Origin of the sequence: Veillonella parvula (assembly GCF_945949885.1) — a bacterium.
GTDB classification, from domain to species: domain Bacteria; phylum Bacillota; class Negativicutes; order Veillonellales; family Veillonellaceae; genus Veillonella; species Veillonella parvula_B.
Genome location: NZ_CAMFFZ010000038.1, coordinates 1 through 13,536, shown reverse-complemented (window position 1 = coordinate 13,536; position 13,536 = coordinate 1). Strand labels below are relative to the sequence as shown.

General features: G+C 40.3%; 10 protein-coding genes, 1 pseudogene and 1 other annotated feature. All 11 genes and pseudogenes read left to right on the top strand.

Annotation, left to right across the window (positions count from 1 at the left end):
- The first annotated feature begins 381 nt into the window (after positions 1-381).
- Positions 382-585 (top strand) — a binding site (T-box leader).
- A 153-nt stretch (positions 586-738) separates the two neighbouring features.
- The 11 genes and pseudogenes from Q7O55_RS09010 to pcp all read left to right on the top strand — a co-directional run bounded on the left by Q7O55_RS09010 (position 739) and on the right by pcp (position 13,307).
- Positions 739-2,277 (top strand): 2-isopropylmalate synthase, encoded by a 1,539-nt coding sequence (locus tag Q7O55_RS09010; RefSeq protein WP_303929846.1) that lies wholly within the window; start codon positions 739-741, stop codon positions 2,275-2,277.
- Between the two features lies 1 nt (position 2,278).
- On the top strand, positions 2,279-3,538 hold the full coding sequence (gene leuC, locus Q7O55_RS09005) for a 3-isopropylmalate dehydratase large subunit (protein ID WP_005387441.1): 1,260 nt from the start codon (positions 2,279-2,281) through the stop codon (positions 3,536-3,538).
- A gap of 1 nt (position 3,539) precedes the next feature.
- A complete protein-coding gene (locus Q7O55_RS09000) occupies positions 3,540-4,031 on the top strand; it encodes a 3-isopropylmalate dehydratase small subunit (RefSeq protein WP_008603290.1) in 492 nt (163 codons plus the stop codon).
- 205 nt (positions 4,032-4,236) lie between these two features.
- The gene (gene leuB, locus Q7O55_RS08995) at positions 4,237-5,307 is read left to right on the top strand and encodes a 3-isopropylmalate dehydrogenase (protein ID WP_303929845.1); all 1,071 of its coding nucleotides are present in this window, start codon (positions 4,237-4,239) and stop codon (positions 5,305-5,307) included.
- 231 nt (positions 5,308-5,538) lie between these two features.
- Positions 5,539-5,834: pseudogene (locus tag Q7O55_RS08990) on the top strand (hypothetical protein).
- 313 nt (positions 5,835-6,147) lie between these two features.
- A complete protein-coding gene (locus Q7O55_RS08985) occupies positions 6,148-7,335 on the top strand; it encodes an MBL fold metallo-hydrolase (protein ID WP_303929844.1) in 1,188 nt (395 codons plus the stop codon).
- A 688-nt stretch (positions 7,336-8,023) separates the two neighbouring features.
- Positions 8,024-9,754, top strand: a complete 1,731-nt coding sequence (locus Q7O55_RS08980) for an S-layer homology domain-containing protein (protein ID WP_303929843.1) — start codon at positions 8,024-8,026, stop codon at positions 9,752-9,754.
- Positions 9,755-10,165: 411 nt separating this feature from the next.
- Positions 10,166-10,651, top strand: a complete 486-nt coding sequence (locus Q7O55_RS08975; RefSeq protein WP_004694271.1) for a GNAT family N-acetyltransferase — start codon at positions 10,166-10,168, stop codon at positions 10,649-10,651.
- A gap of 208 nt (positions 10,652-10,859) precedes the next feature.
- Entirely contained in the window at positions 10,860-11,609 is a 750-nt protein-coding gene (locus Q7O55_RS08970; protein ID WP_303929842.1) for a DUF969 domain-containing protein, read from the top strand.
- A 1-nt stretch (position 11,610) separates the two neighbouring features.
- Complete coding sequence (locus tag Q7O55_RS08965; RefSeq protein WP_303929840.1) at positions 11,611-12,540, top strand: DUF979 domain-containing protein; 930 nt, start codon at positions 11,611-11,613, stop codon at positions 12,538-12,540.
- 113 nt (positions 12,541-12,653) lie between these two features.
- Positions 12,654-13,307, top strand: a complete 654-nt coding sequence (gene pcp / locus Q7O55_RS08960) for a pyroglutamyl-peptidase I (protein WP_303929839.1) — start codon at positions 12,654-12,656, stop codon at positions 13,305-13,307.
- The last annotated feature ends 229 nt before the right edge of the window (positions 13,308-13,536 follow it).

The window sequence follows — 13,536 nt, the reverse complement described above, 5'->3', positions numbered from 1 at the left end:
AAAGACCCTTATAGGGTCAGAGCAAACCACCCGTTTTACGGGTGGTTATGATTATTACGCTAAGGTTAGAGCGTTGGGCTAGTTGCTAAATAAAAGGGCTAGGAAAGCGTCTAACCACTTGCAAATGTAGTAGGCGAGTACATTTACCATGACGGCTAGCCAAAATTGATAGTTGTTGTGCAATAACTACACCCCCTTTCTGTTGCCAGATTAGGGTTAGCAACACTTATAGTATAGCAAAATATGCTCTACACAAATAGCGATATACGGATCTCTATACTGTGATTGATATTAGAAATAACGAAGCTTTTATGAAAAGATATTCATGTAAATTTGATTGACATAACTCTATAGAATACAGTACAATACCCTTATATCTTAAATCAAGCGATGAACGGGTATAAAGGTTTACAAATCCTGCTTTCAGAGAGTTGCCGGCTGGTGCGAGGCAATAGAGGTTGTACGCTGACACTCTCCCGTGAGCTTTGATGGCGAATACAGCAGTAGTCATTGACGGTGGTTCCGTTATACCCGAAACGAGTCCCAATTAGGGTGGTACCGTGTTATGAATATAACGCCCCTTTGAGCAACGACAGTTGTTCTGAGGGGCTTTTTTATTTGTGAAAGTCTAGTAATCACTGATTATATATGGTGTCGACATTGGCGATGTTACAAACTTTCACTATGGATAGATATAATAAAGTGTTATGTTTTATGAGGATAGAAAAGGTGGCTATTATGGAACAGAATCGCGTATATTTCTTCGATACAACCCTTCGTGATGGGGAACAAACACCTGGCGTAGCATTGCAAACACCGGAGAAGGTTGAAATTGCGAAAGGCCTTGCACGCCTCGGCATTGATGTTATTGAGGCTGGTTTTCCGGCTGCATCCCCTGGGGATTTTGAAGCGGTACAAATGATTGCTCGCGAAGTAAAAGGTGCTACGATTTGTGGTTTGGCTCGTGCCAACGAAAAGGACGTACAAAAGGTAGCTGATGCGTTGAAAGATGCAGAGCGCAGCCGTTTGCATGTGTTTATCGCTACATCCGAAATTCACATGAAGTATAAATTGAAGATGACTCGTCAAGAGGTATTGGATCGCGTTAAATCTATCTTGGAATTTGCAAAAGGCAAATTTGATGAAATTGAGTTCTCCGGCGAAGACGCAGCTCGTACAGACCTCGATTTCTTGTGCGAAGTGTTCGGCGTGGCTATCGCCGGTGGCGCTACAATTATTAATGTACCGGATACCGTGGGGTACATGAACCCTAACGAATTTGGTGACAAAATCCGTTATATTAAAGAACATACACCAGGTATTGAAAATGCAATTATCTCTGTTCACTGCCATGACGACTTAGGTCTTGCCAATGCGAATACGTTAGCCGCTATTAAAGCAGGTGCACGCCAAGTAGAAGGCACAATTAATGGTCTAGGTGAACGGGCTGGTAACGTAGCGATTGAAGAAGTGGTAATGGCTCTTAAAACACGCCATGATTATTTCGATGACCTTCAAGTGAACATCGATACAAAACAATTTACGAAAGTATCTAAACTTGTGAGCCGTTTAACAGGGGTTGTAGTTCCTCCAAATAAACCGATCGTGGGTTCCAATGCCTTTGCTCACGAATCCGGTATTCATCAACATGGCATGATGAGCAATCCTGAAACGTATGAAATCATGACTCCTGAGTCCGTAGGGGCTGAAAAAACAGACCTCGTATTGGGCAAACACTCCGGTCGTCATGCCTTTGCTGATCATTTGGCAAAACTTGGTTTCCAATCTTTCGCAGAAGAGAAAATCAACAATCTTTTCGCTAAGTTTAAAGAGTTGGCTGACCGCAAAAAACAAGTATACGATGATGATATCGTAGCCCTTGTTGTAGATAATCTTCATCACAAAAAAGCATTCGAGCTTGTGGCTCAATACTATAAATTAGGTGAAAAAGGCTATGCGTACGCAGACGTTCGTCTCATGACACCAGAAGGTGAAAAAGCTGATGCAGCCGTTGGTGATGGTCCAGTAGACGCATCCCTTAAAGCGGTTGAACGTGTTGTTGGCTTGCCAATTAGCTTGAAAGATTACCAAATCCGCGCCATAACAGCCGGTAAAGATGCCCTTGGGGAAGCAACTCTCAAGGTAGAATACAACGGTCGCTTGTACCATGGTCGTGGTATCAGCACAGATATCGTTAAATCAAGTGTGAATGCATATATCAATGCGGTGAATTCCGTATTCCTAGCTATGGAGCTAGAACAACAGGAGGAAGAATAATATGGGTATGACCATTACTGAAAAGAATATGGCTCGCCACGCGGGTCTTGATGTTGTAAAGCCAGGCCAAATCATCGAATGTCATTTGGATGCGGTATTGATGAACGACATCACATTTCCACCGGCGCGTAAAGAGTTCTTAAAAATCGGCAAACCTGTATTTGACCGTCATAAAATCTACTTGGTGCCGGATCATTTCACACCAAATAAAGATATTCAATCCGCTACACAAGCGAAAGTAATGCGCGACTTCGTACGCGAACATGGCATTACAAACTACTTTGAAGTCGGTAGAATGGGCATTGAACACGTTATTTTGCCAGAAAAAGGTCTTATCGGTCCTGGGGAAATGATGATTGGTGCTGACTCCCACACTTGTACATATGGTGCGGTAAATGCATTCTCCACAGGCGTAGGCTCCACTGATGCGGGCGTTGCTATGGCAGAAGGTAAAACCTGGTTCAAAGTACCTGAAACAATTAAGGTTGAGCTTATCGGCAAACCTAACAAATGGGTAACTGGTAAGGACGTAATCCTTGATTTAATCGGTCAAATCGGCGTAGACGGCGCTCGTTACATGGCCCTTGAATTTGCCGGTGACGGCGTACAACACATGACTATGGCTGACCGCCTTACCATCTGTAACATGGCTATCGAAGCGGGCGGCAAATGTGGCGTATTCCCTTACGATGCAGTAACTGAAGAATATATCAAAGGCCGTGTTAATCGTCCTGTTGAGCCAATCGCTCCAGATGCTGATGCGGTATATGCTCAAACGATTACAATCGACTTGTCCAAATTGCAACCAGTTGTAGCATTCCCTCATTTGCCATCCAACACACATTACATCAACGAAATCGACAAAGATATTAAAATTGACCAAGTTATCATCGGTTCCTGTACAAATGGCCGTTACGAAGACTTGGTGGCAGCTGCAGAAATCTTCAAAGGTCGCAAAGTAGCTCCATTCGTTCGTTGTATCGTCATTCCTGGTTCCCAAGATGTATACGATCAAGCTATGAAAGATGGTTTATTGGACATCTTCATTCAAGCTGACTGCGCAGTGTCCACGCCAACATGTGGTCCTTGTCTAGGTGGTTACATGGGTATCATGGCTGAAGGGGAACGTACCGTTTCCACTACAAACCGTAACTTCCGTGGTCGTATGGGTCACGTTGATTCTGAGGTATACTTGGCAAGCCCATACGTGGCGGCAGCAAGTGCTGTATTAGGCCGCATTGCAGGCCCTGAGGAGGTTTAATATGGATTTTGAAAGCAAGAAAATCTGGCGCTACGGCGACGATGTAGATACAGACGTAATCATTCCGGCTCGTTACTTGGCGATTGCTGACTGGAACGAATTGGCCGAACATGCGATGGAAGATATTGATACCACATTCGCTCCTAATGTGAAAGCTGGCGAAATCATGGTAGCTGGTAAAAACTTTGGTTGTGGTTCTTCTCGTGAACATGCCCCAGGCGTTATCAAAGCAAAAGGCGTGCCTGTTATCATTGCACACTCCTTTGCTCGTATCTTCTTCCGTAATGCTATCAATATCGGTTTACCAGTTGTGGAAATCGGTGAACAAGTTGATCGTATCGATGCAGGCGATGCAATCGGCGTAGACTTGTCTAAAGGCATCGTGTACAATTTGACGAAAAACGAACAATACCAAGGCACTGAATTGCCACAATTCATTCAAGATATTGCGGCAGCCGGTGGTCTTGTAAGTTTTGCTAAAAACCGTAAATAGGGGCGAGCCGAACACTCGTCTCAAGCCTCCACTGGCCAGGTCTGACTTCGGCCTGCGGCCTCCGCAGGGCCAAAGTCGTTTTCGACGAGCATTCGGCTCTTGGGAGTGTGAAGGCTCGACACTGGCTATATAGATTTCTAACAGTGGAATAAAGAAAGATGAGTTTGTGGTTCATCTATGAGCATTTACTATATGGAGAGGTAATATGAGCGAAAAGAGTATCGTATTGATTCCTGGTGATGGTATCGGTACTGAGATTATTGCGGCAGCGAAGGCTGTGTGTGATGTGGCTTTTGAGAAAGCCGATGTAAAGGTTAATTGGATTGATAAAAAAGCAGGCGGTGCGTCTATTGATGCATACGGCGTGCCTTTGACTGAGGATACGATCGAGGCTTGTAAAGCGGCTGATGCTGTATTGCTCGGTGCTGTAGGCGGTCCTAAATGGGATAATGTCGATCCTTCTATCCGTCCTGAGAAAGCAATTCTAGGTCTTCGTAAGGAGCTTGGTTTGTTCTGTAACTTGCGTCCTGTAAAAATCTATCCATCCTTGCAAGAATATTCTCCACTTAAAAAGGAACTAGTACAAGATGTAGATTTCGTTATCGTTCGTGAGTTGACTGGTGGTATTTATTTCGGTGAACGGGAAGAGGCACAAGGTGAAGGTGCTAACGAGTTCGCTTGGGATAAAGAAACGTACAGCCGTTATGAAGTAGAGCGCATCATGGACATCGCTATGGAAACAGCTCGTAAACGCAACAAAAAGGTTGTATCCGTAGATAAAGCGAATGTATTGGCTTCTTCTCGTTTGTGGCGTAAAATTGCGCAAGAGAAAGCCGCTGCCAATCCAGACATCGCAACAGATTATCTTTATGTAGATAATACAGCGATGCAGCTCGTTGTAAATCCTGCACAATTTGACGTTATCGTTACAACGAACTTATTTGGCGATATCTTGTCCGACGAAGGCGCTGTTATCTCTGGCTCCATCGGGCTTTTACCATCTGCATCTATGGGTACCGGTACTGCATTGTACGAGCCAATCCACGGATCCGCACCGGACATCATGGGCAAAAACTTGGCGAATCCGTTGGGCACAATCTTGTCCGCTGCGATGATGTGCCGTCATTCTCTTGATTTACCTCAAGTGGCTGACGCTATTGAAAGTGCTGTGGAACAGGTGCTCGTTGATGGTTACCGCACTGGCGATATCTACCGCGAAGGGTTGAAACGCGTAGGTACCACTGAAATGGCGCAAGCCGTAATCGAACGTTTATAAAAGTAATGAATTAAGATTCCTGAAAGGTATTAACGTGAGTTACGTCATTTTTAAAATCGTATTATAAGCGTTAAGATATAGGTATTATAATATATTTGTCCAATTAAAAAAGAGAGGGTTGTAAGGCCCTCTCTTTTTTTGTAGGACACTAGCGGTATACGTAGTTGTTCTTCATATATTAGAGTGCTATATTGGTAGATGTATGGCAAAATATTCTTTAAGGAGGCCTTTATGAATTCTTCGATGTATCGAAATTTAACCATTACTGCCTTATTGATGGCACTAGCCATCATAATTCCTAGCGTGATGCCTTTGAAAGTTGTGATTCCACCGGCATCGTATACATTGGCGAAATATTAGCCTGCCTCTTGTTCTACACGACAACTACAATGCCGAATATTGATCTCGTCTACGTTGTATTTGTTCTTGTTGGTGGTGGCACGGTGGTTCATAGTATGGTTGATGGATATATTTCGCTATATATCTATAAAGCTATCCCTGGACTATCTAAAACGGGTAATAAATAATCAGCCCTTATAATTAGATTTATTCGTAACCACTCATGGGGAATCGATGTGTACTAATGTACAGCATATGATTACCTATGAGTGGTTTTTATAATAATTCTCAAATCTGTATCTACAGATACAGACTTAGTTATGTGATATCCATATAATAGAACTAAAGTTAATGACCGTTTGTGTTGTATCGATGGATACAACATGGGGCCATATATTGGGTAATACCGGTGAAAGTTGCTTTTATCATCTGTGGGTCTTTATAGAGTCATTAAAAGATATGAGGTGAGTATATTTACTTTCACAGAACATGGAGGTTATTATGAGAAAGCACATTAAAAACAACGTATCATGGGTTGGTAAAATTGACTGGGAATTGCAAGAGTTTCACGGTTCTGACTACAGCATTAATAATGGTTCTAGCCAAAATGCGTACTTGATTGAAGAGGAAAAGACGGTCCTCATCGATACTGTGTGGAAACCTCATTCCTCTGAGTTCATTGATAATTTGGAATCTGAAATTGATTTGAATACGATTGATTTCATCGTATGTAACCACGGCGAAGTGGATCACAGCGGTTCCTTGCCTGCATTGATGGAAAAAATTCCTAATACACCTATTTATTGTACAGAAAATGCTGTTAAGTCCTTGGTTGGCCAATATCATCACCCTGAATGGAATTTTAAAACTGTTAAAACAGGAGATTCCGTAGATATCGGGAACGGTAAATCCTTGGTATTTGTAGAAATGCGCATGCTTCACTGGCCTGATTCCATGGCGACTTATATGACAGGGGATAATATCTTGTTCTCCAACGATGCATTCGGTCAGCATTTTGCCGTAGAAGAACTATGGGCGGATAAGGCCGATCAATGCCGTCTATGGGAAGAGGCGATGAAATATTATGCTAATATCTTGAATCCATTCTCTCCATTGGTAAAAGCTAAAGTTGAAGAAATTCAAAAGCTTAACTTGCCAATCGATATCATCGCTACTAGTCATGGTGCGATTTGGCGTGAAAATCCAATGCAAATCGTAGAAAAATACTATGAATGGTCTCAAGCGTACCAAGAGGATCAAATCACAATAGTATATGACACTATGTGGGATGGCACTAAGAAATTGGCCCATAAGATTGCTGAAGAAATTGCTAAGCAATCCCCTGATACACGTGTTAAGACTTTTAACATTAGCAAAACCAATAAAAATGATATTATGATGGAAGTCTTTAAGTCTAAAGCGATTGCTGTAGGCTCTCCAACAGTAGGTAATAGCGTATTATCTGCTGTAGCTGGTTGGCTCGACTTCTTGCGTGAGTTGAAATTCAAAAATAAAAAGGCTGCTGTATTTGGTACCTATGGCTGGTCTGGTGAATCTACAAAGGTACTCCGTGAAGCGTTGACTAAATACGGATTCTCTGTAGTAGAACCTGAAATCAAATGCAACTGGAATCCAGAAGAATCCGATTTTAATAAAGCAGAAGCACTTGTAAGTGCATTATTAGCATAATTACATATAATAAAGAATGATTCTTGTTATAAAGCCCCTATCTTCATGAAGAGGAGGGGGCTTTTTTTGAGCATATACATAAAATATTGGCCAATATAAATCATATTTGTTATGTTTATTCTTATAATGCTTTTGTTAGCATCTATTTGGATGTCAATTGGTATTGGTAGATGCTATTGTCATAGAAATATAAAATTATAATAAAATGATAAGTGAATGATTAAATATACAAAATAGTTCAATTCACATATAATTCATGAATTAAGTATGAATGGGGAATGATAAGGGTTAAATGTATATTTTGCGTGCTTATAAGGTGGTTATTTATTTATAAGTTATACAGTTTGTTACATGAGAAAAGTTTACAAAGTTGCGAAAAATTTAACTCATAAGAGAAAATAATGAGTAAAATTTATTTCCCTACAAAGCTAGCAATAAAGCTGATTTTGATAGGTATAAAGACTTGTTAATTTGATTTGTGTTAGAAAAAAGGGTTGTGTATATCGTAAAACTTTGATATGCTATGCGGGTAATCGACAATATAAATTTTTCTTAAACTGATATAGGGATATTTCTTTATGCTAATTTAGAATATTCACTTGTTCAATCGAGGTGAGAGACGGAACATAGAGAGAATGAAAAATTGTATTGTAATTTGGATGATTTTTTAATTTAGTGAGGGTGTAAGATGAGAGAAATGAAACATTCCAAAAAATTAGCGTTTGCTGTATTGGCTGCTGTCACTGCTGTTGGTGCGAATGTTAATTCGGTAGACGCTGCTTCTGTTGTAATGGACAACACTAATGTTGTTACAGGTGCCAATAATGCAGTTGCATATGGTAGCGGTAATACTGTAAAAGAATCTGATGCAAACTTCCGTGATCGTGATTACGAAAATGAGCCAGATGATGCTACAAAGAAAACTGGTGACTGGAAAAGTAATTCTGTCGCTATTGGTGTTAACAACACTGTAGCAGGCACCTCTGCATTAGCAATGGGTAATTCTTCCAAAGCGTTGATGAATGAATCTATTGCTATTGGTCATTCTGCTGAAGCACAACGTACATGGTCTACTGCTATTGGTACACGTGCAAAGGCTTCCGAAGTTCGCTCACAAGCTATTGGCTATGAAGCATTAGCATCTGGTTATAAATCTAATGCGATTGGTTCTAGCGCACAAGCAACCAATAATCATTCTGTTGCTATGGGTTCCTCTGCCCTTGCATCTGGTGATCATGCTCAAGCATTTGGCGCAGGTGCACAGGCAACTAACGTGCGTTCTAATGCGTTTGGTTCTGATGCAAATGCTGCAGCTGACTACGCTATGGCGATTGGTGATCATGCAAATGCAACACATTTAAACTCTATCGCTTTAGGTACAGGTTCCACTACAACCGAAGCTACAGCACAAAGTAGTGCGACAATTGCTGGTCATACATTCGGTGGCTTTGCTGGTGTGGGTTCCGCAGCTAATGGTTCCGTGTCCGTAGGTAAAGCTGGTGCTGAACGTCAAATTAAAAATGTTGCGGCTGGGGAAATCTCCGCTACATCTACAGATGCTGTAAACGGTAGCCAATTATATTCCGTAGCTAATGATTTACAAACACAAATCAACAATTCCACACCTGGTCAAATTAATAACAATATTAAGAACTTGACTAATCGTGTTGGCACTGTTGAAAGACGGGTTAACAAAGTAGGTGCAGGTTCCGCTGCATTGGCTGCATTGCATCCATTGGACTTCAACCCAGATGACAAATGGACAATTGCTGCAGGCTATGGTCACTACCATAATGCTAACTCTGCTGCGTTGGGTGCGTTCTACCGTCCTAACGAAGACACAATGTTCTCCGTTGGTGGTACTGTAGGTACTGGCGAAACTCAATTGAACGCGGGTGTATCTATTCGCCTTGGTAAACGTTCCCCTGAATCCCGTTCCCGCGTAGCTATGGGTCGTGAAATTGCTGAATTGAACGCACGTCTTCAAGATATGGAAAACAAATATAACAACTTGTTACAAATCTTGACTCCACATGCAATTGATCCAAGCAAAACTGCTGAATTCCCAGACGTTCCTCGCAACCACTGGGCTTACCAATATATTAGCCAATTGGCTGGTAATGGTATCCTTGTTGGTTACCCTGATGGCACATTCAAAGGCGATGTTAAGATGACTCGTTACGAATTCGCTACAATGTTGTATCGTGCACTTCAAAATGGTGCTCCTATTGACGAAAACATGAAACGTGCATTGAATGAATTCGGTCCTGAATTACAAAATATTCGTCTTAACCACTTCCGTGTTGATCGTATTTCTGGTGATGATAACGATCGTCATAAAACTGAACGTGTTCGCGTTAACAACGAGCCTAAAAACGAACGTGACGTATACGGTTCCCGTATATACAATAATCAATAGGATTAACTTTTCTAGAGTTTGTAAAAGCTCAAAACAGGATGTATCTTTGATACATCCTGTTTTTTTGTCTAAATCTTTTTGTGGTATTGTGCTTATTTTATAGGAATTCGTCAATTATGGTTAGACGGAATGAAATCCTTGACTGATATCTAAATTGTATTCTGCTTATTTTTATACGAACTTGCTATTTGTTGAGATTTGAGGTTTTAATTTATCTGGCACATAGTATGGCTGAGGTTTGGAGAATATATTACATTATTGCATATGAGATTTTCTTTATAGATATTATAATTTCATATAATATTTATGTAAATATATTGCAAATAAATACATATAGGTGTATAATTACTTTCACAAAGTGAATTAATATACGTAGTTTATGAATAAAGATATAGATATGAGGGAAAGACCATGAAAGAATTTAGACAATTAACAGTAGCAGACACAGCAGAATATCATAAGGTATTAATCGACGGTTACGCAGCTATAAAAGACTATCCCATTAGCTTCGACGCCATTGATTTTACGGAAGAGGAATCTAAGGAATGGATTGAAAATTATCCTGTATACGGCTTGTATATTGATGGGCAATTAGTTAGTTCTATTACGTTTTGTATGCCTTGGGTGAAATACTCAACGCCGGATAAATATCCGCATATTGCTCATTTTGTAACGGCACCAGCTTTCAAAGGCAAAGGATATGCACGGGAAGTCTTGGGCTATGCAGAGGAGCTTTTAAAAGAACAGTTTAAAACACATATTGTTACATTAGGAACGGCTAAGGAGCATCCGTGGCTGCCTAAAATGTATGAATCCTTTGGGTTTACGGCGTATGATAAGGTTCATTTTAGAGGAAAACAGCATACAACTATATTATTTAAGAAAGAATTAAATTAATTAAGAAAGCGTTATATTAATTACGTAAATTACCTTGTACTCTATTTGAGTGTTTTATGCTCTGATCGCAGATCAGGGACATTCACTAAATTTAGATACAAGGTATTTTTTTGTGTAAGATTATGACTATTCAGTATATAATATATACATATAACGTATCTTTATGGTTATATGTGTTATGGATGATTTGTAGAAAGGATGTCTCCATATGTTGATTTTGTCAGGTATCTTAGTGATGGTCATCGGTCTGATGCTGCGCTTTAATGCCTTGTTAGTTGTTGTAGCCGCAGGTTTTGTAACGGGCCTTGCAGGTGGTCTCAGTATCAACGATATCGTTGGTGCCATTGGGGAGGCCTTCGTTAAAAATCGTTATATGTCATTATTTATTTTGATATTACCTGTTATTGGCCTTATGGAACGTCACGGCTTACGTGAACGGGCAGAAATTTTGATTGGCAAGATCAACGCTGCTACTGCAGGGCGTATCTTTATGATTTATTTATTTGTGCGCCAAGTAACAGTAGCTTTTGGTATTAACATGTCTGGTATGGTTGCCATGGTTCGTCCATTAATCGCTCCTATGAGTGAAGCTGCGGTAGCTCAAGGTCGTCCAGTATCTCAACGTACACTTGATAAGGTGCGTGGTGTAGCTGCTTCTGCAGATAATATAGGTAACTTCTTCGGTCAAAACTTATTCCTTGCTGCTGGTGGGTTATTACTCATCAAAGGCGTTATGGAACAATTAGGTTATTCTGTAGAGTTAACAGATATGGTATTGTACGGATTGCCAACTGCTGTTTGTGCATATATTGTTAACTTCATTCGCTTTATTATCTTTGATAAAAGAATTCAAGCCTCTGTAGCTCGTGACGAAGCGGATATGAAAGCTGGTAAATTAGTACCTAATGAGTTAAATATTCTTGTTACACCAGAAGAATTGAAGAAGGAGGCTGAATAATATGTTAGAAATACTCTATAAAATGCAGCCCTTAGATTACGTATATCTTCTCGTAGGGATTATTCTATTTATCTTTGCTATTCAATCATTTTTAGATAAAGAGCATAAATATCGCATTGGTACAGGCTTATTTTGGCTCTTATATAGCATATCCTTTATCTTTGGTTCTTATCTCTCCAAGGAAATTAATGGCTGGCTTGTAATGGCTATGGCAGCTATCGTATTAGTAAAACAACTGGGAAAAGGCCATTACTTTGAATCTCCTATCGAATTCAAAAAAGGCGAAGCTGTTCGTATTGGTAATGTTATCTTCGTACCAGCGTTACTTGTTGGTATTATTACATTCTTCATTGGTTTCTTTACTAAGTTAGGCGCTCTTGTTGGTCTAGGTATTGCCGCAATCATTGCTATGTGTGCCGCTCTTTACATCACTAAGGGCAAACTTAATCAAGGATTCCATGAAGGTCGTCGTCTTATTGATGCTATCGGTTGGACTGCTATTTTGTCCCAATTATTAGCGGCTCTTGGCTATCTATTTAATTTGGCTGGCGTTGGCAAACTCATCTCCAGTGCAGTCGCAAGTGTAGTACCAGCAGATAATGTATTCTTCGTTGTTGTAGCATATTGCATCGGTATGGTTATCTTCACAATGATTATGGGTAACGCGTTTGCCGCATTTGCAATGATTACAAGTGCCATCGGTATTCCAATGCTCGTTGTAGCTCATGGTGCTAACCCAGCTGCTGTTGGTGCTATTGCAATGCTTGCTGGCTATTGCGGTACATTGATGACACCTATGGCGGCCAACTTTAATATCGTACCGGTAGCGCTCCTTGAAATGCGCGATCAATACGGTGTTATTAAAGCACAACTTCCAATTGCATTAATTATGCTTGTATTAAACATTCTATTAATGTATTACTTTATTTAACCCTTTTGTGAAAGTACGATATGCTTATGAAACTATATGATATATCCTTCTAAGATTATGTATCATGTTTGATTATTCTAATGAACCATAAGATATCGTTATGAGGTAGTGTGATGAAAACAATTTTAATTACCGGCTTTGATCCATTCGGCGGTGAGCCTATTAATCCTGCTTGGGAAGCGGTAAAAACAATGGATGGTTATACTGATGGTGATTACAAAGTAGTTACGCAAATGGTTCCTACTGTACGTTATAAATCTGTTGATACTGTGAAAGCAGCGGCTGAACAATGCCAACCAGACTTTATTCTATGTGTAGGTCAAGCAGGGGGTCGCCCAGATATTACAGTGGAACGTGTTGCTATTAACTGCGATGATTTCCGCATTCCGGATAATGGAGGCAACCAACCTGAAGATGAACCTGTTGTAGCCGATGGTCCTAGTGCCTATTTTGCAACGTTGCCAATTAAAAACATTGTTAACGCATTGCATCAAAATGGCATTCCTGCAAAGGTTTCTAATACAGCTGGTACCTTTGTATGCAATCACTTGATGTATGGCGTGTGTCATTATGCAGTACAAAAAGGCAATATTAAGGCGGGATTCATGCACATTCCGTACTTGCCATCCCAAGTGGTGGATAAACCAAATCAACCAAGTATGGCTGTTGAAACTGTACGTGCTACATTGGAAACTATCGTTCACGTATTAGCTTATGGTGAAAGTTACAAGGCACAAGATATTAACTATACAACACCGCACGAATAAAAATCTTACCAGTGTAAGTGTTTATTTTATACACATAATCTAAAAAAACTCGAGTTATATCTAGAAACGATATAACTCGAGCTTTTTGTTGTACGCCGAATAGGCATGACTAAACCCTCAGTTAAATTGGGGGTCAGTAAAAATTCTTAGAGAAAAGGAAAGAACCTCCTAGTACTAGAATGGAGTTGGTCTGGCAACCACAACATTTCAACATAGGAGGTTCAATGTC

Coding starts and splice junctions, on each gene's coding strand:
- Q7O55_RS09010 (WP_303929846.1), top strand. CDS start 739: ATGGAACAGAATCGCGTATATTTCTTCGATACAACCCTTCGTGATGGG.
- leuC (WP_005387441.1), top strand. CDS start 2,279: ATGGGTATGACCATTACTGAAAAGAATATGGCTCGCCACGCGGGTCTT.
- Q7O55_RS09000 (WP_008603290.1), top strand. CDS start 3,540: ATGGATTTTGAAAGCAAGAAAATCTGGCGCTACGGCGACGATGTAGAT.
- leuB (WP_303929845.1), top strand. CDS start 4,237: ATGAGCGAAAAGAGTATCGTATTGATTCCTGGTGATGGTATCGGTACT.
- Q7O55_RS08985 (WP_303929844.1), top strand. CDS start 6,148: ATGAGAAAGCACATTAAAAACAACGTATCATGGGTTGGTAAAATTGAC.
- Q7O55_RS08980 (WP_303929843.1), top strand. CDS start 8,024: ATGAGAGAAATGAAACATTCCAAAAAATTAGCGTTTGCTGTATTGGCT.
- Q7O55_RS08975 (WP_004694271.1), top strand. CDS start 10,166: ATGAAAGAATTTAGACAATTAACAGTAGCAGACACAGCAGAATATCAT.
- Q7O55_RS08970 (WP_303929842.1), top strand. CDS start 10,860: ATGTTGATTTTGTCAGGTATCTTAGTGATGGTCATCGGTCTGATGCTG.
- Q7O55_RS08965 (WP_303929840.1), top strand. CDS start 11,611: ATGTTAGAAATACTCTATAAAATGCAGCCCTTAGATTACGTATATCTT.
- pcp (WP_303929839.1), top strand. CDS start 12,654: ATGAAAACAATTTTAATTACCGGCTTTGATCCATTCGGCGGTGAGCCT.